We start from the raw sequence: 25,030 nt of genomic DNA, 5'->3' as shown, positions 1-25,030 counted from the left end.
GCATGAAGGCACAATTAAACTAAAGGGTGGTGCTTTATGACTGTGAAGAAAATTATTCCATGCTTAGATGTAAAAGAAGGAAAAGTCGTGAAGGGAATCAATTTTGAAGGTATGCGTGAAATGGGAGACCCTGTTGAAATGGCGAAATCCTATTGTGAAAACGGCGCTGATGAATTGGTGTTTTTAGATATCTCTGCTACAACAGAAGGACGCGATACGATGGTAGATGTTGTCAAACGTGTCGCTGAAAAAGTGACCGTTCCGTTTACAGTGGGAGGCGGCATCCGAACACTTGAGGATATCGAACGTATTTTAAATGCTGGTGCTGACAAAGTCGGAATTAATACTGCTGCAGTTGCACGTCCCGAACTGATTGCAGATGCGGTAGAGAAATTCGGTTCTGAGCGAATCGTAGCGGCAGTCGATGCGAAACTTTTTCCTGATGGCTCATGGCATGTCATGACTCACGGGGGATTGAAGGATACGGGTATTGATGCAGTTGAATGGAGCAAAAAGCTTGAGAATTTAGGAGCGGGTTCCATTTTGCCAACTAGTGTTGACCGCGACGGAGTAAAAGATGGTTATGATTTAGAACTCACGAAGGCAATAGTGGATGCTGTAAATATTCCAGTTATCGCATCAGGTGGCTGTGGGAATGCGGAACATATTGTAGAAGTGTTTGAAAAAACGAATGTTGACGCCGCTTTGGCGGCATCCATTTTTCACGAAGGTATTGTGACTATTGGTGAAGTAAAAGCACTTTGCAAGGAGCGGGGAGTTGACGTAAGTGAAGCTTGATTTTTCTAAAGGGCTGCTTCCTGCAATTATCGTAGATGATCAAACTCAAGAAGTACTCATGCTTGCCTACATGGACGAGACAGCTTTTAATAAAACGGTGGAGACGAAAGAAACTTGGTTCTACTCACGCTCCAGAAACGAATATTGGAATAAGGGAGCTACATCTGGAAACAAGCAAATTGTGAAATCGATCCAGTATGATTGTGATGGCGATACACTTTTAATAAAGGTTAACCCTTTAGGGCCAGCCTGCCATACTGGTGAAAGAACATGCTTCTTCCAATCAGTTGAATTAGAAGGCGAAGAGGTAGTTCAAGGGGAAGCACCTCAATCGATTTATGCCGACTTAATGGAAGAAATTTTAGATCGGAAATTAAAGCCTGTTGAAGGATCCTATACAAACTATTTATTTGAAAAAGGCATCGATAAAATTTCCAAAAAGCTTATTGAAGAAGCAGGGGAAGTTCTTATCGCGGCAAAAAATAACGATAAAGAAGAGCTAGTATATGAAACGAGCGACTTATTCTATCATTGCCTCGTTCTCCTTGCCAATCAAGGTGTTGCATTAGAAGATGTAGAAGCTGAGCTTCGCAAAAGGACATCGAAAAAAGGAAACGCCAAAAAAGAAAGACCAGAAATTGAAAATTGGTAAGGGGCAGTCAAATCTGCCCCTTTTCCTATGGTTTTAACACAACTTTAATACACGCATCTTCGTGGTCATTGAAAATTTGGTAAGCGTGAGCAGCTTGATCCAATGAAACTTTATGAGTAATAATTTCCGTCGGGTCGAATTCTTTATTGATGATTTTTTCAAACAGTTCTGGCATGTAATGAACAACTGGGGCCTGTCCCATCTTTAGTGTGATGTTGCGTGTAAAAAGTTCACCTAAAGGAAATAGATTGTAGTTGGATCCGTATACGCCTGTCAGCTGAATCGTTCCATATTTTCTTACGGCTTTCATCGCAATTTCAATCGCACTAAGTGTCCCGCCTTGAAGTTTTAATTTTTGTCCTACCGTTTCCATTGGTGTTTTTTTACCATCCATGCCAACGCAGTCAATGACGACATCCGCACCGCCATTTGTAATCTCCCTAAAATATAAGCCTGCATCCTCATGTTTCGTAAAATCATATATCTCCACCTTATTTATTTTCTTTGCATGGATTAACCGATATTCGACATGGTCTACTGCAATGACTCGTTTTGCTCCTTTCATCCAAGCAAATTTTTGTGTCATAAGTCCAACAGGACCGCAACCGAGGACAATAACAGTATCGCCTTCCTTTACCCCAGAATTCTCAACGCTCCAATAAGCTGTTGGAAGCACATCTGAAAGGAAAAGAAGAGATTCGTCTTCAAGTTCAGTAGATTCAGGAATAACGAATGGAAGATAGTTTCCAAATGGAACTTTTAAATATTCGGCTTGTCCCCCTGGGTGGTCTCCAAACATTTCTGTATAGCCGAAATAACCACCGGTATCAAGGTGTGGATTCGCATTATCACATTGGCTTTCCATATGATTTTCACAATAAAAGCATTTTCCGCATGCGACCGTAAACGGAATGACAACACGATCTCCTTTCTTCACCTTTGCAACATCAGGCCCCACTTCCTCCACAATCCCCATTGGCTCATGACCAATAATATAATCATCACGCATCCTCATATTTCCAAGATACAAATGCAGATCCGACCCACAAATCGCAGTCGACGTAATCCGAACAATAACATCATCCCTCTTCTCAACCTTCGGCTCCGGAACATCCTTCACCTCAATTTTCTTCACACCTTGATACGTAACAGCCTTCATCCTATGCACCCTCCAATGACCAATATCACTCCTAAATATAATGCCCCTATAATAGAAAAAATAATTGTAATTGTACGAGTGCCAGGCACTCAAACAACTTCGACACAATTCAGAATTGCTTGGGTGCCAGGCACTCAAACAACTTCGACGCAATTCAGAATTGTTCTAGTGCCAGTCACCCAAACAACTTCGGCACAATTCAGAATTGTTCGGGTGCCTGGCACTAGACACTATGATCAATTAAAAGTATAATCTCAATTATTAATCAACTTAGGAGTGAGTGACAGATGAGGGACGTTTCTTTTGATACATTGGCTGTACATCAATCATTGAAGGGTAAGAGTCATTTTACGAGCAAGGCTACGCCTATTTACCAAACGTCCTCGTTTTCGTTTAGAAATTTGGATGAGCTTGAAAGCTATTTTGAAGGTGAAACACCGTATTTATATACACGTTATGGTAATCCAAATACAGATGAGCTAGGGTCGGCAGTAGCGACGTTGGAAGGTGCTGAATCGGGAGTTGCTGCTTCTTCAGGGATGTCTGCCATTTTGGCGGGAATTCTTGCCGTTGCCAAAAATGGCGATCATATTGTCGCATGCGATGATTTATATGGTGGTACATATCATTTACTTGATGCTGAATTGAAAAACTTTGGAATTGCTGTTTCTTTCGTATCTTTCGGAAATGAACAAGAGATTAGAGAGGCGATTCGAGAAAATACGAAACTACTATATACAGAAACGATTACAAATCCATTTCTTCGTGCTGAAAATATAAAGAAGCTCGTTGACATAGCAAGAGAGCATAGCTTATTCTCAATGGTGGACAATACATTTGCGACTCCATATGTTTTGCAGCCTTATAAAGACGGGGTGGATCTCGTCGTTCACAGTGCAACCAAATACCTTGGTGGTCATAGTGATGTATCGGCGGGCGTCATTGCCGGAAGTGAAACGTTAATTCAATCAGTCCGTCAAAAGATTATCAGTCTTGGCGCAAATTTGAGTCCTTTTGAAGCATGGTTAACATGCCGGGGAATAAAAACCCTTGCTTTAAGAATGGAAAAACAAAATCAAAACGCACAGTTTATGGCAGATCAGCTTAAGCAAAATGCCAACATTAATAAAGTATACTTTCCTGAGTTCGTTTCCGAAAAAGGAAATGGCGCAATTGTTACTATCGAACTATCATCTCAATGTGACATAAGAACCTTTTTTGCATCGCTTGGCTGGATAAAAATTGTTCCTTCTTTAGGTGGGGTGGAAACGTCAGTCTCCTACCCATTAGGGACTTCTCATCGCAATTTACCCCTAGAGGCACAGGAAAAACTCGGGATAAATGATCGTGTCATTCGCATATCGGTTGGGATAGAAAGTTCAAAAGAAATAGTAAATCAGCTTTTATCAGCAATTGAAGCATCATTAATTTAGGAAAAAAATGGTTTGACACAACAAATAAAGTGTTTTATACTCACTTTACAAATGAAATACATTAATGCTTTAAATAATTAAATAACGAACTCTTATCAAGAGCGGCGGAGGGAATAGGCCCTATGAAGCCCGGCAACCTGCAAACAATTCGTTTGGCAAAGGTGCTAAATCCTACAGATCATGGATCTGAAAGATAAGAGGAGGAACCGTATATATTCGCCCTCTTCTTAGGAAGGGGGCTTTTTGATGTTAAAAATGCAAAAGAATTAGCAATTTTTCATTTATTAAACCAAGTAAGACTATCATAATAATCAAAAATGGAGGAAAGAAAATGAAATCAGTTTTGACCAAATTTTTATTATTACTTTTGTCGTTATTCACTATATCAGGGTGTTCAAGTCAAGCAAGTGGGGCAAATGGAAAACCGAAAAAGATCATTTTGGACTACGCTCATTATTCGCCAACGAGCCTTATTTTAAAGGAAAAAGGATTTGCTGAAGATATATTTCAAAAAGAAGGCATTGAGGTAGAGTTTGTTCTAAGTCAAGGCAGTAATAAAGCTCTTGAATTTTTAAATTCAAAAAGTGTTGATTTTGGTTCATCTGCTGGAGCAGCCGCACTGCTTGCCAAGGCAAAAGGTTCACCGATTCAAACGGTTTATATTTATTCAAAGCCGGAATGGACTGCACTTGTTTCAAAAGATTCCTCGATTAGTAGTGTTGAAGATTTAAAAGGAAAAAAGGTTGCCGCGACACTTGGTACTGATCCATATATTTTCTTGTTGCGTTCACTCGAAGAAAATGGGTTATCCGCAAAAGACGTTGAAATCATCAACCTTCAGCACGGAGATGGGGCCGCGGCTCTTCTATCGGGAGAAGTAGATGCATGGGCTGGGCTTGATCCACATATGGCAAGGGTTGAAAAAGAGGCTGGAGCAAATTTGTTTTTCCGTAACCCAGATTTTAATACGTACGGAACGTTAAATGTTCGCACAGAATTTGCTGAGAAATACCCGGAATACGTGACGAAGGTAATTGAAGCATATGAAAAAGCTCGTCAGTGGGCGATTGCTCATCCTGACGAAACTGCAGAAATTTTAGCAAAAGAAGCGCAAATTGATTTGGAAGTCGCTAAAATCCAAATTAAGAGAAATGATTTTTCCGAAGCTAAACCAGGAGAGAAACAAATTGCGGCGATTACGGCTGCGGGTGATGTACTCAAAAATGAAGGATTAGTTGAAGGAAATGCAGATATTGAAAAAATCGTCAAAGATTTAATTAATCCGAGCTATTTTAAATAAGAAAAGGCGGTGCTTTCTATGAGTGAAAGAAGCGAATTTTTTGGAGCAGCGGTAGAAAAGCCGAAAACTGCAAAACTATTAAAGCCAAAAGTTCAATTTAATATAAATTGGATTCTTGGGGGCATCATCCCACTTATTTTATTAATTATATGGGAAATTGCAGGGAGAATCGGGTTGATCGAAGCCCATCTCCTTCCAACTCCAACAAGAATCATAAAGGAAATTATTGAAATGGGAGCATCCGGCACCCTTTGGGGGCATATTGGAATGACTTTGTTTCGAGTAGCAGCTGGATTTTTACTAGGAACGTTCGCAGCACTTATTTTTGGTTCGGCAGTGGGATATTTTACGGTAGTTGAAAAATTAATGGACCCATTGATCCAAGCGTTCAGAGCAATTCCTTCATTAGCTTGGGTTCCCTTATTTATCTTATGGATGGGAATTGGAGAGCCGTCAAAAGTGACCTTGATTGCTGTCGGCGTATTTTTTCCAGTTTATTTAAACATTGTTTCAGGGATTCAAGGTGTTGATCGCAAACTTATTGAAGTCGGAAAAATATACGGCTTCACTTCTACCGAAACATTAAGAAAAATTATTTTACCTGCTTCTCTGCCCTCCTTTTTAGTAGGACTGCGAAGCGGTTTGGGCCTCGGCTGGATGTTCGTCGTAGCTGCTGAAATTATGGGTGCAAGTAAAGGACTTGGCTATTTATTAGTTGTCGGTCAAAATACGTATTCCCCTCATTTAGTCATTGCAAGTATTTTATTATTTGCTGTTATTGGGAAAATGTCCGACTCATTATTAAAAAATATCGAGAAAAAATCGCTTAGCTGGCAGGATAGCTTTTCTAATCAGCGATAAAGGGGGACTTCGATGCTTACCGTACAAAATATAACGAGAACATTTAACGCTGGAAAAGCTGGTTTTCGAAATGTAACGTTTTCTATCGAGGAGGGTGAAATAATCGGTATTCTTGGTACGAGTGGATGTGGAAAAAGCACATTATTGCGAGTCCTTTCTGGATTGGATGACCAGTATGAAGGGCAAATTTCTTTTTCTGAAAGAACGGTAGGAATGATGTTCCAAGAGCCTCGTTTAATGCCATGGCTAACCGTTCATGAAAATATATGCTTTGGTGTACAGAAGGGGCAGAAAAAAGATTTAGCTAAGGATTTATTACAATTGGTTGGTCTAGATGAATTTGCGGGTCATTATCCAAAAGATTTATCCGGAGGAATGGCGCAGAGAACTGCGATTGCAAGATCGCTTATAACTGAGCCAGATGTGTTGCTTTTAGACGAACCATTCAGTGCTTTAGATGCTTTTACAAAAATGCAGCTCCAAGATTTGTTGTTATCCATTTGGCAAAAAAGACAAACAACGATGATCCTCGTCACACACGATATAGACGAAGCTCTGTATTTATGTGATCGAATTTTTATTTTGCGTGGGCAGCCGGGAGAGCTATATGCCGAAATAAATATTGAGCAAGCAAAACCACGTTCACGAGGGGATGTGGCATTAGCCGAGAAAAAAGCGGAAATTTTAAATCTGCTTGATTTAAATCATAAATCGAAGGAGGACTTACTATGACAAGACAAAAGATTATCCCTCCATATGATGGTTCCTTTAATGTAAAGACGGATTTGGATAAACACAAGGTGTTTAACTGGGACAATGTAAAGAAATATTTTAGCTGGCATAAAACGGGAAAAGTTAATATGGCCTTTGAATGTGTAGATCGCCATGTGGCGGCTGGTTTTGGCGAAAAAGTTGCCCTTCATTATATCTCGGAAAATAGTGAATCGACATTAACTTACCGCGAACTGAAAGAAGCGACAGATCGTTGGGCAACTATCTTAAAAAAGCATGGAGTAAAAAAGGGCGATTTTTTATTCGTATTTTTGCCAAAACATCCCGAATGCCATATCGCTATTTTAGCGGCGATTAAATTAGGGGCGGTTGTCGGCCCGCTATTTGAGGCGTTTATGGAAGAAGCGATTCGCGATAGAATCTCTGATTGTGAAGGAAAATATTTGATTACGAATGAAGAATATTTACAGCGTGTCCCGCTGCAAGATTTACCAAGCTTAGAAACGATTTTTTTAACGGATGAACAGATTACAACAAATCACGCTATTTCAATTCCAAAAGAGCTTACCCAAACAGAGATAGATGAGAATGTCATTGAATGGGTGGACCTTGAGGATGGATTGAATATCCATTATACAAGCGGCTCAACAGGGAAACCGAAAGGAATCATTCATGCACATCGAGCGATGATTCAACAATATACTACAGGGCGATGGGTGCTTGATTTAAAAGAAGATGATGTGTATTGGTGCACTGCCCATCCAGGCTGGGTGACAGGTTGTGTGTATGGCATATTTGCCCCTTTATTGAACCGGGCAACAATCGTTTTACATGGTGGTCGCTTCAATGCAGATAGTTGGTATGAAACAATAGAAAAAACAGGTGTGACGGTTTGGTATAGCGCCCCAACAGCGTTCAGGATGCTTATGGCAGAGGGAGTTGAGACATTAAAACGCTATAATGTCAGTTCACTCCGACATATTTTAAGTGTTGGTGAACCGCTGAATCCTGAAATCATTTATTGGAGTGTCGGGCATTTAAACTTACGAATCCACGATACGTGGTGGATGACGGAGACAGGGGCACAATTAATTGTGAACTTGCCTACAGAACCAATCAAGCCGGGATCGATGGGAAAGCCACTTCCGACAATTGAAACAGCTATTTTAGATGATGACGGAAATCCGTTGCCAGTAGGAGAAGTCGGACATTTGGCGATAAAAGGACCATGGCCATCGATTATGAAGGAAGTATGGAGAAATGAAAAAAAATATCAATCGTATTTTCCTTTTGGACCCAACTGGTATTTGTCGGGAGATCTTGCATTGAAAGATGAGGAAGGTTATATCTTTTTCCAAGGGAGAAGCGATGATATGATTAATTCTTCCGGGGAACGAATAGGACCGTTTGAGGTAGAGAGCAAACTGATCGAACACCCAGCCGTTGCTGAAGCGGGAGTGGTCGGAAAACCGGATTTCATCCGCGGAGAAATCGTAAAAGCCTTCATCGTATTGAAAAAAGGGTATACATCCACCCCTGAATTATTAGCAAACATTCGCCTATTCGTCCGCAATCGACTAGCGGCACACGCAGCCCCACGCGAAATTGAAGTGATAGAGGAATTACCGAAAACAAAAATAAGCGGAAAAATACTACGCAGGGAATTGAAGGCTCGAGAAATTGAAAAATTAAAAGCAGTTGAAGTGTAAAAAAGAACCCATCGTGGGTTCTTTTTTACAAATAATGATGGTGGATTATCATTTCACCATATTAATTAATATATGAGCAAGTTGATGTTGCTGATCTTTCTCGGCAACTTTCCACATTTCTTTGAGTAAATGTTCTTCTCGATTTCGGGGTTCCTCGTGGGCTGCTAAATAATTTCCTACTTTTTCAGCAGCTTTAGCAAGAGCTTCTTCACTTAGTCCAAGTTTTTCCCCTTTTTCAACCTGTTCAGCTAAATAGGATTTAAAAGAATCGAATCTCGTTAAAATATTTTCCTTTTTTTCCTCGTCGATTTGTTGTAGCTGTTGTTCAACTTTTTCTTGAGAATGTGATGAATCCATCTTATGCATCTCCTTTTAGTTGATACTAGTACATTTCCTTTTCCACAATAGATTAAACTATGAAAAATAATGAAGAATAAACTCCTCTTATCATATAAAATAGAATTAAAGATTTGTAACAGAGGGGTATGGTGAATAAAATTTTTCACAAAAAGCGAATTGGCATTTTAATAATTATTTTTATATTGTTTTACTGCAGCTTTTTTGTACTTTCTTATCTAGAAAAAGATCAGAATAACCTCCTTATGAATGATGTAGGACGATTAGTACCTATTAAAGTAAAAGAAGTAGTAAAGGGTCAGGAAATAGAACAATTCAAACAGCTGCTACTTGATGCAAAAAAGAAAAACTTAAAAATATCAATCGCTGGAAAACAGCATAGCCAAGGCGGACATACATATTTTAAGGATGCAATTGTTCTTAATATGACTACATATAATAAGGTCATTAAGGTAGACCATGATGAAAAACTGATTACTGTACAAAGTGGTGCTACTTGGGCAGATGTTCAAGAAGCGATTAATCCATACGGTCTCTCTATTAAAACAATGCAGGCGCCAAATATTTTTACCATTGGTGGGTCGATGAGTGTAAATGTCCACGGAAGGGATATTCGTTTTGGTCCTTTAATAGAAAGCATCCGTTCCTTTCGATTAATGAATGCAAATGGTGACATATTGGATGTCAGCAGGACTGAGAACGAAGAATTATTTCGACTTGTAAATGGAGGCTATGGGTTATTCGGTATTATTTTGGATGTCGATATTGAGTTGACCGACGACGTATTATATAAGTCGAGAAATGAATGGATCGACTATCACGATTATCCCGACTATTTTAAGGAAAAAGTTTTGGATAACCCCGAGATAGAAATGCATAATTCGAGAATTTCTATTGCTCCAAAAAACCTTTTAACAGAAATGTACGTGACGAATTATTACAAAACTGTTGAGAAAAAATTTGAAGATTACACTGATTTAGCAAATGAAAAATATATTCGAAGAAATAAATTTGCATTTGGTCTTTCGCGCCATTCTGATTGGGGAAAAAACTTTGTTTGGTTCGTTCAAAAGCATGCATTTAAAGAAGGACAGGAAGAATTCATCTCTAGAAATAATGTCATGCGTCCAGAAGTAGAGTTTTTACAATATGAAGGAAAAAATGATACGGACATACTTCAGGAATACTTTATCCCGGTAGATGATTTTCCAGATTATATTGATAGATTAAGAAATCTTTTAACGGAAAACGATTTAAACGTTTTAAATATTACGGTTAGACATGTACCGAAAAACGAAGAAGCTTTTCTTTCCTACGCGAAGGAGGATATGTTTGCGCTTGTTTTTTTGATCAACCAAGGGATTTCAGAGAAAGAAATTGAAAAGACAGGGGAGGTTGTAAGAAAAATAATTGATTTGACACTTGAAATGAATGGGTCCTATTATTTGCCTTATTATCATTACCCAACGAAGGAACAAATGAGAGAAGCTTATCCAAAGACCGACGAATTTTTTCAAAAGAAAAGGGAATACGATCCGGATGAAAGATTCATGAACCAGTTTTACGAGGAGTATGGAACATGAGATGGGTCATCATATCACAAAGCATCGCTATACTAGGAAGCAGTCTCGTTTTTCCGTTTTATTTAATTTTTATAAAAGAGGTAGGGGGAGGTTTTCTACAGTACGGCATTTCCTATGGTTTATTTACAATTAGTTCATCTCTAGTCCATATTATTGTAGGCAAATGGTCAGACAAATTAGGAAGAAAACTATTTTTGCTAATTGGAAGTTGGGGGATGGCGTTTCTATTATTATTTTTCCCTCTTGTAACGGACGTATGGCAAGTGTACGCATTACAAATTATCCTAGGTATTATAGGAGCTGCACAAAAGACGAGTGAAAAAGCCATGCTGGCAGATTTTACGGAACGTGGAAATCGCGGAGTTACTATTGGAAAATACCATTTTTGGACATCGATTTTTACTGGGCTTGCCGTCATGCTTGGCGGATTAATAATCGATTTGTTTACATTGGACATTATTTTTTATATAAGCTCACTTATTTTATTTATTGGCGGCTTTTTTGTTTTAAAAATAGAGGAAACGGAGAATTGAAAATGCAAAATCCTAAATTAAAGCAATTGCATGATAAATGGTTAATGGAAGCAACGATAGATGAAATGCAGGAAAAGTTGAGTTCAAAGGAAATTACATCGGTTGATCTTGTACATATGTATTTGTATCGAATATCACATTTCGATGGGGAGATTCGTTCGGTATTAGAGGTGAATCCTGACGCATTGCATATCGCAGCAGCATTGGATTTGGAGCGAGCTCAAAAAGGGTCAAGAAGTGGACTTCACGGAATCCCCATTTTATTGAAGGATAATATTGATACTGGTGATAAAACGCATACAACTGCGGGTTCACTAGCTCTAGATGGTCACGTCGCTATGAAAGATTCATTTGTGGCAGCTAAGCTGAGAGAAGCAGGGGCGATTTTACTCGGAAAGACAAATATGACTGAATGGGCAAATTTTATGACGATTGGAATGCCGAGCGGTTACAGCTCAAGAGGTGGCCAGACATTAAATCCATATGGAGAATTTGATGTCGGAGGTTCCAGTTCGGGATCAGGAGCAGCAATTGCTGCAAATTTTGCGGCTGCTTCCATTGGAACAGAGACATCTGGATCGATTTTGAATCCATCATTGAAAAATTCACTCGTTGGGATTAAGCCGACTGTTGGACTCGTAAGCAGAAGTGGAGTCATTCCGATTGCCCATACTCAAGACACTCCAGGACCAATGGCGAGGACAGTGAAAGATGCGGCACATGTATTGACTGCGATTGCCGGTTGGGATAATACGGATTCTGCTACTTTATCCAATCCGAGAAGCGGCATTAATTATGCTTCCTTGTTAAAGGAAACAAGCTTGAAAGGATATCGAATCGGTATTGCCGGAAAACCTTTTTCCAATCGATTAAATAAGCACAAAATAAAGATGATAGAAGACGCAATTGAGTGTTTACGTGAACTTGGGGCTGAAATCGTAGAGGACATTGTCATTCCGTCCGCCGAAGAGAAATGGGGCTATGAAGTTTTAGTTTACGAGTTTAAGCCAGATTTAAATGCGTATTTGCGGTCAACATCCCCTTCGAATAAGAATCGTTCACTTTCTGATGTCATTGCTTTCAACTATAAGAATCCAAAGGCAATGCTAAAATACGGGCAAAAATTGCTAGTAGATTCGGAAGAAACTAGTGGTACTTTACTAGAAAAAGAATATATTAATGCTTTAGAAAAGGACCAATACTTGACACGAGAACAGGGAATTGACTTTGCCTTAAAACAGCATAATCTGGATGCTATCTTCTTCGGTGGGGATAGGGGTTCCGAGATTGCAGCAAAAGCAGGTTACCCAACAGTCATCGTACCAGCCGGTTACATTCCTAATGGAGAACCGTTTGGGGTATCCTTTACGGGTACGGCATTTAGCGAAGAAACTTTGTTAAAAATAGCCTACGCCTTTGAACAAGCGACAAAACATAGAAAGGCTCCAGTTTTAAAAGAAGAAAGCAGGAAATAATGCTCGCCATTGGAATAAGTTTCGCGAGGCTACCGAGCGAAACGTCTAATAGAATCCTGAAACGTCTAATAGAATCCTGAAACGTCTAATAGAATCCTGAAACGTCTAATAGAATCCTCTTCCATGGCAAAACTTCAATTTTAATCTGCAAAAAGGCCGACTCTTGTAAACGAGAGCGACCTTTTTTCAGTATTATTGTTTTAGTAAAAAAAATTTTCCATTCAAGGTTCTAGCCTAATCGTCTCTCCAATTTTCATCACTTTTAATCGCTCACTGTCTAAATCACGACTGTCCCATTCGGCATTCATTCGATCCAATGCTTCCTTAGGAGTATCATCTGCTAGTCGGTAGGCACCAAAGTGCATTGGGATCATAAAACGGGCCCCCGTATCGGCGAAGGCTTGAACAGCTTCTTCTGGGTTTACGTGCTGGCTTGACATAAACCACTCGGGTTCATATGCGCCAATTGGCATTAAACAGTAATCGATGGAGTAGCGTTCCCTAATTTCCTTAAAGCCTCTAAAATAACCACTATCACCTGCAAAGTAAATACAAAGATTACCGAAGGCCATAATCCAACCACCCCAATGTGATTTATTTGTATCGGTCAATGTTCGTTTTGTCCAATGCTGTGCAGGGGTGAAAGTAAAATGTAAGTCCACGACTTTTTGCTCTTCCCACCAACTAAATTCGATTACTTTAGAAAACTTTCTTTTTATAAACCATTGCCCGAGTCCCACTGGTACTAGAAAAGTAGGATTTCCTTTTAATTTTTTAATAGAAGAATAATGCAAATGGTCATGGTGGCTATGTGAGATAAGTACTATGTCAATCGGCGGCAAATCAGAAATAAGAAGACCAGGGGGTGTAAGCCGCTTATCCATCCCAAGTTGATTCGCCCAAACTGGGTCTGTCAAAATATTTTTCCCGTTTAATTGAATAAGAAAAGTTGAGTGTCCAACCCATGTAATTGTAGCTTCTGATTTGTTTGTTTGTAAAAAGCTTACTTCTGGTTTTACAGTCGGAACTTGAAAAGACAAATCTTTCCTCTTGCCTTTTCTTTCTTTCCGCCAATTTCGTAAATCTTTAAAAGTTTTTGCTGTAGAAACATGGTCTAAATTTTCATAGCGTTTACTATTCATGATTAAACCTCACAAGAAAATGGTTTTTGTTCTTAGAATAGATTATAGTATGATAAGCAAAGACATTGCCATAAAGTGAGGAAAAGTAATGAATATTTTAACAAACTTAAAACCATCTTTACAAAAGAACTGGCAAAATTCACAATTTGAGAAACCTACACAAATTCAAGAGGAAGCCATTCCTTTCATATTAGAAGGTAAAGATTTAATCGCGGAATCTCCAACCGGAACAGGGAAAACGGTTGCGTATTTACTTCCTATTTTAGAAAAAATCAATGAGGAACAAAATGATTTGCAAGCTGTTATTTTAGCGCCTTCCCGAGAACTGGTCATGCAAATTTATCAAGAAATTCAAAAGTGGACGGAAGGGACTAGTATTAGGAAGACCTCTCTAGTAGGTGGAGCCAACATTAAAAGGCAACTAGATAAATTAAAAGAAAGACCGCAAATCGTTGTAGGAACACCGGGAAGAATATTAGAATTAATTAAAATGAAAAAGTTAAAAATGCATGAAGTGAAAACAGTCATCCTTGATGAAGGAGATCAATTGTTAAATAAGGAACATGTAGATTCAGTTAGAACAATTGTAAAATCTACAATGAATGATCGACAGCTTTTATTGTTTTCAGCGACTTCAATGGAAGAACCCGAACAGGTAATAGCTATGATAGGAAGAAAGCCAGAATTTATAAAGGTTAACAGAACAGAAAGCTCTTCAAAGGTAGATCATTTTTACTTGCTTTGCGAGCCAAGGGAAAGGGCTAAACTTCTTCAAAAAATGGCTGCAATGAAAGGCATGAAGGGACTCGTTTTTGTTAAGGATGTTGGAAATATGAACGTACTTGTGGAAAAACTTATGTTTGAAAAAGTTTCTATAGCAACTCTTCATAGTGAACTAGGAAAAAGTCAACGCGAAAAAGCGATTAAATCGATTCGAAATGGAGATGTAAAGTTATTGCTTGCGACAGATGTTGCAGCAAGGGGACTTGATATCGAAGGGTTAACCCATGTCATTCATTACGATCTTCCGAAAGATATTGAGCAGTATATACATCGATCAGGGAGAACGGGAAGAATGGGAGCTGCCGGTACCGTCGTTTCATTCGCGACTCCGAGGGATGAGCGGGAACTAAGAAAATATGGTAAGCAGTTAAACCTTCCCATTTATCAAAAAAGAATATTCAAGGGACAATTTGTTGATATTATTTCGAAAAAATAAAACTTCAAATAATCGGGCAGTGTTCATTCCTGTCCGATTGTTTATCGGTTATAATATATGAAAGCGCTTAAAAATACATATAATGATAGGGAGAGAACGAAATGAAAAATTTACTAGGAACAAACTTTATTACCCAAATCGGAATTCTTGTGCATGACATCGAAAAAACATCTCAAGTGTATGCTGATTTCTTTGGTGTAGAAAAGCCTGAAGCGATCATCACGGATACGATAGAAAAGGCGCAAACGGAGTATAAGGGGGAGCCGTCCGTTGCAAGAGCAAAACTAGCATTTTTTAACATGGGATCATTGCAGGTTGAATTAATCGAGCCGGACGAGAATCCAAGTACATGGAGAGAGCATCTTGATGAGCATGGTGAGGGAGTACATCATATCGCGTTTCAAATAGAAGGGATGAAGGAAAAGATTCAAGTTTTGGAGCAAGCACAAATGCCACTTGTTCAAAAAGGTGAATATGAAGGTGGTCGATATGCATATATTGACTCCGTACAAGATTTAAAAGTGATGATTGAGCTATTAGAAAACGACAAGTAGGTGAGAAAATGACTAAGCGAATTATTGCAATGGTGGGAGATTTTTATCATAAAGAAGAATGGGCAGTTGCTTCACTCAACAAAGCTTTGGAAGAATTACCGCAAGTAACAGTTGAATATGCTTCTACAGAAAATATAATCGAACATGTACAAAGTAAACCGGATGCTGTCGTTTTATTTAAGGAAAACCGTTTAAATCCACAGGATGAAGATATTCAAACATGGATGGATGATGAAGTTGCATCTGCCATTAGCGAATACGTTCAAGAAGGCGGCGGGTGGGTTGCCTGGCATTCAGGTCTAGCATCCTATGAAAATATTGAACCGTATACGTCTATGTTAAAAGGTTATTTTGAATATCATCCAGATAAGCATCAAATTGTTACATATAAGACGGTTGAAGGAACCGCCATAACCAAAAATAGCGAATTTGAATTCCTTGACGAGCATTATTTTGTTTTTTGTGATGAAGAAAACACAAACGTATTTCTTACTTCCGAATCTGTGGATGGTTCATCAATTGCTGGTTGGACACATGAGTATGGGAAAGGATGTGTCGTTTGTTTAACGCCTGCACATTTGGAAGAAGGGTTGTTGCATCAGATGATGACCTCTCTTCTTGCAAATTCAATAAAATTAAGTCTTCAGTAAAAAAATGAGGGAAATCGAACTAAATCGATTTCCCTCACGCTTTTATATAAGCCAATCTTTTTTTATAGTAATCTATCGTACCAAGTTCACTGTTTAAAAGAAACTCCATTTCCTCTAAATGTCTTCTTTCAACTACGGGATCTCCTTTAGACCAAGCAACTTTATAGATAAAATAGTAATCTTTTATTTGCCTAAAAATCACATCTGAGTTGGGAAATTCATCGAATCGAGCTTTAATATTATAATGTCTCGTATATGACCATTTTAAAATATTCAATGCTCACCCATCCCTTCACCTTTAATTATAAGATGTAATTGATAAGATGAAAACCGTTTTACCGGATATTTTTATAATCATATTGCAATCTCTGTATATACCTTTAAAATTAAGCTGATAACCAAGATTGAAAGCGAGGTTTAGCTTTGGAAGCCATTTTATTTGAAAAAATACCTTTTACAAAAGAAAAATTTTTTGATACATATGTACATTTAACCACAAATGCTAATCACCATGTGTTACTCGAAAGTGGTCGTGTCGGAAGATATAGCATCGCTGGTATTTCGCCATTCGCCGTAGTAACGGGAAATAAGAGTGAAGTTGTAATCGACCAAAGGGGAGAGAAATCTGTTCTTCCTGGAAACCCTCTTCTTGTACTAGAATCGTGGATGAAACAGTTCGAATTCCCTCCAATTGCAGACATCCCAGATTTTCAAGGAGGAGCGATTGGATATATCAGTTATGACTACGCATGGTGCATCGAAAAGCTGCCCAATATAGCAAAAGATGATTTGCAATTTCCACTTATCCACTTTTTAGTTTTTGATGAATGGGCTGTTTTTGACCATGAGGAAGAATGTTTATGGGTTATGGTATTGAATCGTAATAATGCCAAGGGAAAACTGGAAAACTTAATAGCAAAGTGGCAGGAAACTCCAGCCATTATGCAAATTTCAGTCGATGAAAAAGTCGGAAATCAAGAATTGCAAGTTTCATTATCGGAAGCTGAATTTGTAAACGCCGTTGAAAAAATCCAACATTATATTTCGGAAGGGGATATTTTTCAAGCAAACTTAACGGTCCGACAATCGATGGAATTAACAATCCCTCCAATTGAAATATATAAGGAATTACGGATATTAAACCCATCTCCTTATATGGGGTATATGCACACTCCTGAATTTCAAATTGTATCAGGGTCTCCGGAACTATTAATAAAAAAAGATGGGAATTTGGTAAGTACGCGCCCAATCGCAGGGACGAGGCCACGTGGTATAGATGATGAAGATGATACTCGTTTAGCTAACGAATTAATTGAAAATGAAAAAGAAAATGCCGAGCATATTATGCTTGTAGATCTGGAACGAAATGATCTAGGGCGAGTGTGTGAATACGGGTCTGTTAAAGTCGATGAACTGATGACGGTAGAAAAATATTCCCATGTTATGCACATCGTGTCACTTGTAAGTGGTGAATTGTTACCCGATAAAAGTGCTTATGATTTAATAGAGGCTGTTTTTCCAGGAGGAACGATAACCGGTGCTCCAAAAGTTCGGACACTTGAAATCATTGAAGAATTAGAGCCTGTAAAACGTGGTGTGTACACAGGATCACTTGGTTGGATTGGCTTTAATAATGATGTAAATTTAAATATTGTCATCCGTACGATGTTAGTAAAAGAAGGCATGTGCCATGTGCAAGCAGGTGCTGGCATCGTCATTGATTCTGATCCAAAAGCAGAATATGAGGAATCGTTAAAAAAAGCGAAAGCACTTTGGAAAGCAAAAGAAGCAGCAGAAACGAGGGGACTGGGATTATGATATTGATGATTGATAACTACGATTCTTTCACCTACAATCTTGTCCAATATTTAGGAGAGCTTGGTGAAAAAATCGTTGTCAGAAGAAATGATGACATTTCAATTGAAGAAATTGAGAGGCTAAAGCCAAGTTATTTAGTCATTTCCCCGGGGCCTTGCACACCGAATGAAGCTGGAATTTCACTGAGTGCAATTTCGTATTTTGCCGGAAAAATCCCAATACTTGGAGTATGCCTCGGTCATCAAGCGATTGGGCAAGTGTTCGGTGGCGAGGTTGTGAAGGCGGAGCGTCTTCTCCATGGGAAAACATCTGAAATATTTCATGATGGCAAAACTATTTTTTTAAATGTGAATCATCCATTTCGAGCAACTCGCTATCATTCGTTAATTGTCAAAAAGATGAGCTTGCCTGAATGTTTAGAAGTATCTGCTTGGACAGATAAAGGGGAAATTATGGGAGTGAGACATAAAGAGCTGCCTATTGAAGGCGTACAATTCCATCCTGAATCCATTATGACAGAAGCAGGGAAACAGCTCCTGCAAAATTTTCTTAATTGCTATCGAATGGAAGTTTCATGATATGTTTATATATTTGAACGGGCAATTTTTAGAAAAAGAAAAAGCGATGATTTCTCCGTTTGATCACGGATATATGTATGGACTAGGTGTATTTGAAACATTTAGGACATACGACGGTTATCCATTTTTATTGGAGGAACATTTAGGAAGGCTAAATGCTGGGTTAAAGGAATTACTGATCACTCGTGCATTTGAATATGAAGAGGTTTTGGAGATTATTGAAAAACTTTCTAAGTTAAATGGCTTAAAAAGTTCTTATATTCGATTCAATGTTTCAGCAGGCGTTGGCGATATTGGTTTGCAAACGGAAGCCTATGACGAGCCAACTGTCATTATGTTTCAAAAACAACTTCCTTCTATAAGTAAAGTAGTAGAAAAAGAAGCCGTTATTTTACAACTCACTCGCAATACACCGGAAACAACTTACCGTTTAAAATCGCATCATTTTTTAAATAATGTGGCAGCTAAACGGGAAGTTGGCTCAGATTCTACTAAGGAAGGAATCTTTCTAACGGATAAAGGATTTGTAGCTGAAGGGGTCACCTCGAATGTATTTTGGGTCAAAAATGGAGTATTATATACACCTGCATTGCAAACGGGAATTTTAAATGGCATCACTCGCCAATTTGTAATGAAATTGGCTGAAAAAGCTAGAATGGAGGTAGAGGAAGGATTATATAAAAGATACGTATTAGAAGAGGCAGATGAAATCTTCTTTACCAATTCTATTCAAGAAATAGTTCCAGTTATGAAAATGGAGGAAAAACACTTTCCCGGTAAAAGTGGTGAATATTTTAATAAGCTAAGTCAGTTATATAAAAGGAAGATTTACAAATAATCAGAAAAATATGGATATAATGAACGAAGCGATAGACAAGGTTTCTTAAGGAACGGTCGGCACATGCTCCTTCAATCAGGAGAGAGGTGATGCCGTATGACAGTATTTGAAGCAATAACGATCATGATTTCATTTTCACTATTGGTCGTAGCTATACTGTCATTCCACAAAAAAGACTAAAACCGCCTTCGAGTTTCGGACCTCTGGCGGTTTTAATAACGTCCTGTGCCGACTTCCTATTAGGAAGCCTGCTATCGTATGGCCGCTTCGATGTTCACGCATCGAAGCGGTTTTTTAGTTTATGTTAATCATTTATATTATACCCTAATTTTCAGAAAACATAAACCTTTGTGTTTCATTTCGTATTTTTCTTCTTAGCTGTATTTTCAAGTTTTGTTTTCGGCTCTTGAGCAAATTCTGTATCCTGCCCATAACCTTGAGGATTTACGCTATTCGCCTGTGTTCCTCTCGTATTTCCACCATCTTTTGCATTTCTGTTTAGCTTCGTTTTACTCATCTAACTCACCTCATTAAGAATCTATTTCTTATATATGATGAGTAAAACTAGCATTGACTATGCACCTTTTTTCAACTTTTCGATTTTTGCAATACGGTGTTTTCCGATTGAAGGCAATTCGGCAAAGATCATTCCTACAAAAATAAGTAAACAACCAAAAAGCGCACTATAAGAAAGACGTTCGTCTGCCCAGAAATACCCTGTTGCGGCAGCGAAAACGGGCTCTGTCGCAAAAATTAAAGCAACTCTTGTTGGAGTTGTATATTTTTGAACACTTGTTTGAGCTAAAAAAGCTAGAGCTGTTGCAAATACCGAAGTAATGATCAATGCTGCCAATACATTGCCTTTAAATAACACTGCAGGTTGAATGGCAAGTCGCCAGTCTTCTGTTAAAAAAGCAAAAATAATTGATAAAATTGAGACAGTCGATATTTGAACAAGCGTCAAAAGGAGGGAAGGATATTTTTTGCTATATTTTCCTGTGAAAATAATATGTAAAGCAAATGCGATCGCACAAAAGAATACGAGACCATCTCCAATATTTAAAGAAACCGTATCCGTCATCGTCAACAAGTATAATCCACCTGTTGCAACTGAAACGCCAATAACAGCATTCATTCCCGGCTTTAGTTTAAGTATAAACAAAGAAAAAAGTGGGACTAATACAACGCTTAAACCAGTAATGAACCCTGCTTTTGAAGAAGATGTGTATAGCAGACCCATTGTTTGGAATGCATACCCTAAAAACAGCCAAATTCCAAGGACGAAGCCTGAGATGACAAGCTTTTTATCTAAATATTGCAATTGCCTTTTTTCAAAAAGAAAAAACCAAAATCCAAGAAGTAAAGCGGCAATCAAAAACCGGATTCCATTAAAAGAAAATGGTTCTAAAAAAGCAATGGCATTTTGAACAAGTACAAAAGTCGCTCCCCAAACAAACGCAATGAGAAGAAGACTGGAATCAGCAAATAAGTTCGTTTTTTTCATGAAATGATTCCCTTCTATAAGAACTCCAAAAGATTATAATATCACAAATTTTACAAATTTGGATTGCCATATAATAAAAAAATTGAGGCAAAATACTAGCCTCAATTGATCCTTTTCCTTTCGAACATTCTTACAGATAGAAGGTAAGATAGATAGAAAATAATAATCGAAAATAAAAAAGATGGATGGAATCGAATCAAGGGAATTCCCGAAGATGTTTCCCAGATGGTCAAGCAGAAAATAAAGATAAATGGAATAACAAAACCGGCTGACTTGTAAAACAATGCCAAGGGTATAAAAATAGACATCAATAATAAAAGTAATAGAAATGCTGTTACCAACAGGTCTAAACGAAAAAATTCCAATTTCCAATCAAAAAATAATCCAATAATCGTTGCAACAATGGTGGAGAATAAAAACCCTACAATAGCAAGAAAATACTTTGCGCCTATATATTCTTTGCGATTAATAGGCAAGCTGATTATTACGGGAAGAACCTTGTCTTTTCTTTTTTGATCCATCGAACTAGCGCAAAGAGCAAACGTAAAATAGAAAATCCACATATAGTAAGGATATATAAAACCAGGGTTGACTAGAAAAGCGAGTATGAATACAAACAGAACTAATATGATATATTCATGGGATTTAATACTTTTCAAATCTGCCTTTAAAAGATTAATCATGGCTATCCCCCTTTACAAGTCTTTCTTTTCGAAAACCTTAACTGACAATTTGAAAGAAAAAAAGGTAATGATCATACTTGCGACTATTATAGAAAAAAAGACTAATGGGCTCCCAGTTGAAATTGGGGAAACTTGCATAGTTCCATCAGAATCAATCGTGGTAAACGTTAATAAGAAGAACCAGATCATTGGTATGGAAATCGATATAAATACCGCAATTTGATATCCGACTAAAAAATAAAGCGGATAAAAAATAGAGACAATCGCTAAAGTAACAAAGGGAGATAAAATTAAATCGAAAACTCCATTAAAGCTTACTGAATTGGTCGACCATACAGATATTAAAAAAGCTAGTGTTCCGTAAACGACGAATGCGATCCCCCACCACATGAGTGCCGCACAATATTTGGCCAGAACTATCTTTTGTCTTGTAACTGGTAAACTTGAGAATAGTTTTTGCTCTTGCATATTTACTGTTTTTGTTCCGAAATTTGAATAAACAGACATCCAGATAGCGGCAAAAGCAACATAAAATGAAACAAAGTCTAACTCATTAAATGCATGGGTGGCATTATAATAAAAAGGAAGTAATAAAAAAATTGGAAAAAGGTAAGCAAATAACTTTTGAGTATATAAGTCTTTTAGGATTAATGGTTTCATAGTGAATTTCCCCTAATTGTATAGTACATAATGGTTTCAAGAGTTGGACGTTCTACATGAAATTGACTGAGGAGCTGTTGATCAATTTGATCTAATCCTTTAACAAGTGCTTCAAAACCAACTCCTGTTTTTCTTCCGCCGACAAGATTCAATTTTTGTGCGTCTTCAGCCACTGTATTAGGACCTTTCAATAAAAAATATTCCTCAAAAATCATATCCTTTTCCTTGCTAAACACAATTTCACCATTATTGATAAACGTAATATAATCTGCTACTTGATCTAAATCCGTTGTAATGTGAGTGGAAAAGAACACGGATTTATTTTCGTCTTGAATAATATCATATAAAATATCTAGCATTTCACGTCTAAAAACAGGGTCAAGACCTGCTGTTGGTTCATCTAAAATAATGAGATCGGGATGATGCGATAGAGCCATCGCAATAGCAAACTTCATTTTCATACCTTTTGATAAAGTTTTTACTTTTTTCTTTATAGGTAAATTAAATTTTTCGATATAGCTGTAAAAAGTTTGATCATCCCAATTATTGTAAAAAGGAGCAATGATCTTTTTGTTTTTTTCTAAAGTAAGATCTTCATAAAAATGACTTTTATCGTAAACAAACCCAATTCTTTGTTTAATTTCTTTTGTGTTTTCCTGATGAGTCATTCCAAATAATTTTACCTCACCAGCATCAATCTTCATTAAGTCCATCAAACAACTGATTAAAGTACTTTTTCCGGCGCCATTTGGACCAATTAAACCCATAATGTATCCTTTTTTACATTCAAACGAAATATTTTTTAATTGGAAATCCTTAATTTTTTTACTCGCGTTTTTTAACTCAATGATATTTTCCAAAATACTCACTCCTCATACAGCACAGTTAAAATTTGAATAATTTCATCTAGGCTTATATCAAATGCTTTGCTGTCATTGATAACCTCGTTTAGTTTTTCTTCAATCATCTTTAATTGTTTTTCTTTTAATAGTTCGTGATTTTGAGCAGCGACAAATGACCCTTTTCCCGGGAAGGTTTCAATAAAGCCTTCTAATTCCAATTCATCGTAAGCCCGCTTCGTTGTAATGACACTGATTTGCAAGTCTTTAGCAAGCTTTCGAATAGAAGGCAGGGCAGACTTTTCTACTAGATCACCCCGCAAAATCTGCTCCTTAATTTGTTCCTTGATTTGATTGTAAATGGGCTGTTCACTGCTATTTGAAATAATGACATTCATTTCATCACCTGCCTGTTATAACTGTTATTAATGAATATATACAGTATGAACAGATTTGTCAACTGTGAGTTTTTTATTTTGTTTTGTTATAGTAAAAGAAACGACTTGCAGATGAGGTGAATGAAATGAAGATAGGACTATTCATCGATGGAAAGTTCGAGGAAGTAGAGAAATCGTATGAACTGACTAATCCTTACAATGATGAAGTGATTGCGGTAGTTGGAGAAGGACAAATCTCGGATATGGAAAAGGCGATTGCCTCTGCTCATGAAGCTTTTCAAACGATGAAAAAAAAGGCGGCAGTAGAACGCGCCAACCTACTATTTGCTGCTGCGCGGTTGCTTGCTGAAAAGAAGGAAGAGTTTGCAAAGTTGATAACAGCAGAATCTGGAAAACCCATTACAGCATCACGTGTTGAAGTGGATCGTTCCGTACAAACATTACAATTTTCCGGGGAAGAAGCTAAAAAAATTGCCGGTGAATTTATCCCGCTTGATGCGGCAGTTGGAGGTGCGGGGCGGGATGCTTATACCATTTTCGAGCCGATCGGCGTCATCGGTGCTGTTACACCTTTTAATTTTCCGTTAAATCTCGTTGTTCACAAGGTAGGACCTGCCATTGCATCAGGCAATACAATTGTTGTAAAACCAGCTGAAAAAACGCCGCTTACTGCGTTGAAGTTAGCGGAATTATTTACAAAGGTTGGTTTGCCTGATGGGGTATTGAATGTGATCCCTGGTGATGGTGCAACCCTTGTAGGAGTGATGCTAGAAGATGAGCGTGTTCAAAAAATTTCATTCACAGGAAGCCCGAAAGTTGGAAAGGAAATTAAAAATAAGGCCGGACTTAAAAGAATAACGTTAGAATTAGGCAGTAATTCTGCACTTTATGTAGACAAATCAGTCGAGGAAAGCCTTGAGGAAATAGTGGATAAGGCAGTTACTGGGGCATTTAGTTATAACGGTCAAGTGTGCATCCATACACAAAGAATTTATGTCCATGAAAGATTAGCCGAAAAGTTTTTAGAAAGATTTGTTGAAAAGACAAACAGGCTTACATTCGGCGACCCAATGGATGAAGATACAGTGGTCACGGGGATGATTGATAAAAAATCACAATCACGTGTACTTGAGTGGGTGAAGGAAGCAATCGACGGGGGAGCGAAACTTCTTTGCGGAGGAGAAAGGAAGGATAATGGTATTCTTCCCACTGTTCTTACAGATGTGAAACCAACCGAAAAAGTCGCATGTGAAGAAATATTTGGTCCAGTCGTGATGGTTAACAAGGTTGCGAATGAAAATGAAGCATTAAAACAAATGAATGACAGTCAATATGGCTTAAATGCAGGCGTTTTTACAAATAATCTGAAACAGGCCTTTCATTTTGCACATGAACTAGAAGTGGGGCAGGTACTAATTAATGATGTCCCCACATTACGTTTTGACAATATGCCATACGGAGGAATTAAATCATCAGGCTACGGACATGAAGGTGTGAAATATGCAATAAGAGAAATGACACGGATGAAGATGATTAGTATTAATTTTAAGTAAAG

At 37.9% G+C, this 25,030-nt stretch carries 28 protein-coding genes and 1 riboswitch; of the genes, 18 read left to right on the top strand and 10 right to left on the bottom strand.

Annotation, left to right across the window (positions count from 1 at the left end; all coding sequences use genetic code 11):
* Window positions 1–36: 36 nt before the first annotated feature.
* A complete protein-coding gene (gene hisF / locus NQ185_RS10955) occupies window positions 37–798 on the top strand; it encodes an imidazole glycerol phosphate synthase subunit HisF (RefSeq protein ID WP_257581802.1) in 762 nt (253 codons plus the stop codon).
* Complete coding sequence (gene hisIE, locus NQ185_RS10950; RefSeq protein ID WP_257581800.1) at window positions 788–1,450, top strand: bifunctional phosphoribosyl-AMP cyclohydrolase/phosphoribosyl-ATP diphosphatase HisIE; 663 nt, start codon at window positions 788–790, stop codon at window positions 1,448–1,450. The genes hisF and hisIE overlap by 11 nt, the downstream gene beginning before the upstream one ends.
* Window positions 1,451–1,475: 25 nt before the next feature.
* Here the strand turns inward: hisIE and NQ185_RS10945 are convergent, their stop codons facing one another.
* On the bottom strand, window positions 1,476–2,609 hold the full coding sequence (locus tag NQ185_RS10945) for a zinc-dependent alcohol dehydrogenase (RefSeq protein ID WP_257581799.1): 1,134 nt from the start codon (window positions 2,607–2,609) through the stop codon (window positions 1,476–1,478).
* Between the two features lie 287 nt (window positions 2,610–2,896).
* Between NQ185_RS10945 and NQ185_RS10940 the strand changes: the two genes are divergently transcribed.
* From NQ185_RS10940 to acsA, 5 genes are all read left to right on the top strand, one after another.
* Window positions 2,897–4,042, top strand: a complete 1,146-nt coding sequence (locus NQ185_RS10940; protein ID WP_257581797.1) for a trans-sulfuration enzyme family protein — start codon at window positions 2,897–2,899, stop codon at window positions 4,040–4,042.
* An 89-nt stretch (window positions 4,043–4,131) separates the two neighbouring features.
* Window positions 4,132–4,242: riboswitch (SAM riboswitch) on the top strand.
* 131 nt (window positions 4,243–4,373) lie between these two features.
* Window positions 4,374–5,342: an aliphatic sulfonate ABC transporter substrate-binding protein gene (locus NQ185_RS10935; RefSeq protein WP_257581796.1), complete on the top strand. Its 969-nt coding sequence runs from the start codon at window positions 4,374–4,376 to the stop codon at window positions 5,340–5,342.
* Between the two features lie 18 nt (window positions 5,343–5,360).
* Window positions 5,361–6,203 carry an ABC transporter permease gene (locus tag NQ185_RS10930; protein WP_257581795.1) on the top strand — a complete coding sequence of 281 codons (843 nt, stop codon included), beginning with the start codon at window positions 5,361–5,363 and terminating at the stop codon, window positions 6,201–6,203.
* A gap of 12 nt (window positions 6,204–6,215) precedes the next feature.
* Window positions 6,216–6,935 (top strand): ABC transporter ATP-binding protein, encoded by a 720-nt coding sequence (locus NQ185_RS10925; RefSeq protein ID WP_257581794.1) that lies wholly within the window; start codon window positions 6,216–6,218, stop codon window positions 6,933–6,935.
* Window positions 6,932–8,644, top strand: a complete 1,713-nt coding sequence (gene acsA / locus NQ185_RS10920) for an acetate--CoA ligase (RefSeq protein ID WP_257581793.1) — start codon at window positions 6,932–6,934, stop codon at window positions 8,642–8,644. The genes NQ185_RS10925 and acsA overlap by 4 nt, the downstream gene beginning before the upstream one ends.
* Window positions 8,645–8,692: 48 nt before the next feature.
* On the opposite strand, the gene NQ185_RS10915 is transcribed toward acsA, so the two are convergent.
* Window positions 8,693–9,001 carry a DUF3243 domain-containing protein gene (locus NQ185_RS10915; protein WP_257581792.1) on the bottom strand — a complete coding sequence of 103 codons (309 nt, stop codon included), beginning with the start codon at window positions 8,999–9,001 and terminating at the stop codon, window positions 8,693–8,695.
* Window positions 9,002–9,246: 245 nt separating this feature from the next.
* Between NQ185_RS10915 and NQ185_RS10910 the strand changes: the two genes are divergently transcribed.
* From NQ185_RS10910 to NQ185_RS10900, 3 genes are read left to right on the top strand one after another with little or no spacing between them, the layout of a single operon-like run.
* Window positions 9,247–10,584 (top strand): FAD-binding oxidoreductase, encoded by a 1,338-nt coding sequence (locus NQ185_RS10910; protein WP_307000771.1) that lies wholly within the window; start codon window positions 9,247–9,249, stop codon window positions 10,582–10,584.
* On the top strand, window positions 10,581–11,117 hold the full coding sequence (locus NQ185_RS10905) for an MFS transporter (RefSeq protein WP_257581789.1): 537 nt from the start codon (window positions 10,581–10,583) through the stop codon (window positions 11,115–11,117). The genes NQ185_RS10910 and NQ185_RS10905 overlap by 4 nt, the downstream gene beginning before the upstream one ends.
* 2 nt (window positions 11,118–11,119) lie before the next feature.
* Window positions 11,120–12,592 (top strand): amidase family protein, encoded by a 1,473-nt coding sequence (locus tag NQ185_RS10900; RefSeq protein ID WP_257581788.1) that lies wholly within the window; start codon window positions 11,120–11,122, stop codon window positions 12,590–12,592.
* Window positions 12,593–12,813: 221 nt separating this feature from the next.
* Here the strand turns inward: NQ185_RS10900 and NQ185_RS10895 are convergent, their stop codons facing one another.
* Window positions 12,814–13,734: an MBL fold metallo-hydrolase gene (locus tag NQ185_RS10895; RefSeq protein WP_257581787.1), complete on the bottom strand. Its 921-nt coding sequence runs from the start codon at window positions 13,732–13,734 to the stop codon at window positions 12,814–12,816.
* Between the two features lie 88 nt (window positions 13,735–13,822).
* Here NQ185_RS10895 and NQ185_RS10890 point away from each other — a divergent pair, with 88 nt between their 5' ends.
* The 3 genes from NQ185_RS10890 (at window position 13,823) to NQ185_RS10880 (ending at window position 16,157) form a co-directional block, all read left to right on the top strand.
* Window positions 13,823–14,953 (top strand): DEAD/DEAH box helicase, encoded by a 1,131-nt coding sequence (locus NQ185_RS10890; RefSeq protein ID WP_257581786.1) that lies wholly within the window; start codon window positions 13,823–13,825, stop codon window positions 14,951–14,953.
* 101 nt (window positions 14,954–15,054) lie between these two features.
* Complete coding sequence (locus NQ185_RS10885) at window positions 15,055–15,507, top strand: VOC family protein (RefSeq protein WP_257581785.1); 453 nt, start codon at window positions 15,055–15,057, stop codon at window positions 15,505–15,507.
* Between the two features lie 8 nt (window positions 15,508–15,515).
* Complete coding sequence (locus NQ185_RS10880; protein ID WP_257581783.1) at window positions 15,516–16,157, top strand: ThuA domain-containing protein; 642 nt, start codon at window positions 15,516–15,518, stop codon at window positions 16,155–16,157.
* 34 nt (window positions 16,158–16,191) lie between these two features.
* Here the strand turns inward: NQ185_RS10880 and NQ185_RS10875 are convergent, their stop codons facing one another.
* Entirely contained in the window at window positions 16,192–16,434 is a 243-nt protein-coding gene (locus NQ185_RS10875) for a protein YuzH (protein ID WP_257581782.1), read from the bottom strand.
* A 146-nt stretch (window positions 16,435–16,580) separates the two neighbouring features.
* Between NQ185_RS10875 and NQ185_RS10870 the strand changes: the two genes are divergently transcribed.
* The 4 genes from NQ185_RS10870 to NQ185_RS20345 all read left to right on the top strand — a co-directional run bounded on the left by NQ185_RS10870 (window position 16,581) and on the right by NQ185_RS20345 (window position 19,571).
* The gene (locus NQ185_RS10870) at window positions 16,581–17,975 is read left to right on the top strand and encodes an anthranilate synthase component I family protein (RefSeq protein ID WP_257581781.1); all 1,395 of its coding nucleotides are present in this window, start codon (window positions 16,581–16,583) and stop codon (window positions 17,973–17,975) included.
* Window positions 17,972–18,553: an aminodeoxychorismate/anthranilate synthase component II gene (gene pabA, locus NQ185_RS10865; protein ID WP_257581780.1), complete on the top strand. Its 582-nt coding sequence runs from the start codon at window positions 17,972–17,974 to the stop codon at window positions 18,551–18,553. Before NQ185_RS10870 ends, pabA begins: the two co-directional genes overlap by 4 nt.
* 1 nt (window position 18,554) lies before the next feature.
* On the top strand, window positions 18,555–19,391 hold the full coding sequence (pabC, locus tag NQ185_RS10860; RefSeq protein ID WP_257581779.1) for an aminodeoxychorismate lyase: 837 nt from the start codon (window positions 18,555–18,557) through the stop codon (window positions 19,389–19,391).
* 96 nt (window positions 19,392–19,487) lie between these two features.
* Window positions 19,488–19,571 (top strand): putative holin-like toxin, encoded by an 84-nt coding sequence (locus tag NQ185_RS20345; RefSeq protein WP_373370800.1) that lies wholly within the window; start codon window positions 19,488–19,490, stop codon window positions 19,569–19,571.
* Window positions 19,572–19,746: 175 nt separating this feature from the next.
* On the opposite strand, the gene sspL is transcribed toward NQ185_RS20345, so the two are convergent.
* The 6 genes from sspL to NQ185_RS10830 all read right to left on the bottom strand — a co-directional run bounded on the left by sspL (window position 19,747) and on the right by NQ185_RS10830 (window position 23,475).
* Window positions 19,747–19,908 (bottom strand): small, acid-soluble spore protein L, encoded by a 162-nt coding sequence (sspL, locus tag NQ185_RS10855; protein ID WP_257581778.1) that lies wholly within the window; start codon window positions 19,906–19,908, stop codon window positions 19,747–19,749.
* A gap of 57 nt (window positions 19,909–19,965) precedes the next feature.
* Window positions 19,966–20,895, bottom strand: coding sequence for a DMT family transporter (locus NQ185_RS10850; RefSeq protein ID WP_257581777.1), 930 nt, complete (start codon window positions 20,893–20,895; stop codon window positions 19,966–19,968).
* A gap of 101 nt (window positions 20,896–20,996) precedes the next feature.
* A complete protein-coding gene (locus NQ185_RS10845; RefSeq protein ID WP_257581776.1) occupies window positions 20,997–21,578 on the bottom strand; it encodes an ABC-2 transporter permease in 582 nt (193 codons plus the stop codon).
* A gap of 12 nt (window positions 21,579–21,590) precedes the next feature.
* Window positions 21,591–22,238, bottom strand: a complete 648-nt coding sequence (locus NQ185_RS10840) for an ABC-2 transporter permease (protein WP_257581775.1) — start codon at window positions 22,236–22,238, stop codon at window positions 21,591–21,593.
* Window positions 22,235–23,098 (bottom strand): ABC transporter ATP-binding protein, encoded by an 864-nt coding sequence (locus tag NQ185_RS10835; protein ID WP_257581774.1) that lies wholly within the window; start codon window positions 23,096–23,098, stop codon window positions 22,235–22,237. Before NQ185_RS10835 ends, NQ185_RS10840 begins: the two co-directional genes overlap by 4 nt.
* Before the next feature lie 5 nt (window positions 23,099–23,103).
* Window positions 23,104–23,475, bottom strand: coding sequence for a GntR family transcriptional regulator (locus tag NQ185_RS10830; RefSeq protein WP_257581773.1), 372 nt, complete (start codon window positions 23,473–23,475; stop codon window positions 23,104–23,106).
* A gap of 125 nt (window positions 23,476–23,600) precedes the next feature.
* Between NQ185_RS10830 and NQ185_RS10825 the strand changes: the two genes are divergently transcribed.
* Window positions 23,601–25,028 (top strand): aldehyde dehydrogenase family protein, encoded by a 1,428-nt coding sequence (locus NQ185_RS10825; protein WP_257581772.1) that lies wholly within the window; start codon window positions 23,601–23,603, stop codon window positions 25,026–25,028.
* Window positions 25,029–25,030 lie beyond the last annotated feature (2 nt).

Origin of the sequence: Lederbergia panacisoli, from assembly GCF_024626525.1 — a bacterium.
GTDB classification, from domain to species: domain Bacteria; phylum Bacillota; class Bacilli; order Bacillales; family Bacillaceae_C; genus Lederbergia; species Lederbergia panacisoli.
Note: the sequence above shows the minus strand (reverse complement) of the source record. Positions and strands in the feature narration are given on the sequence as shown.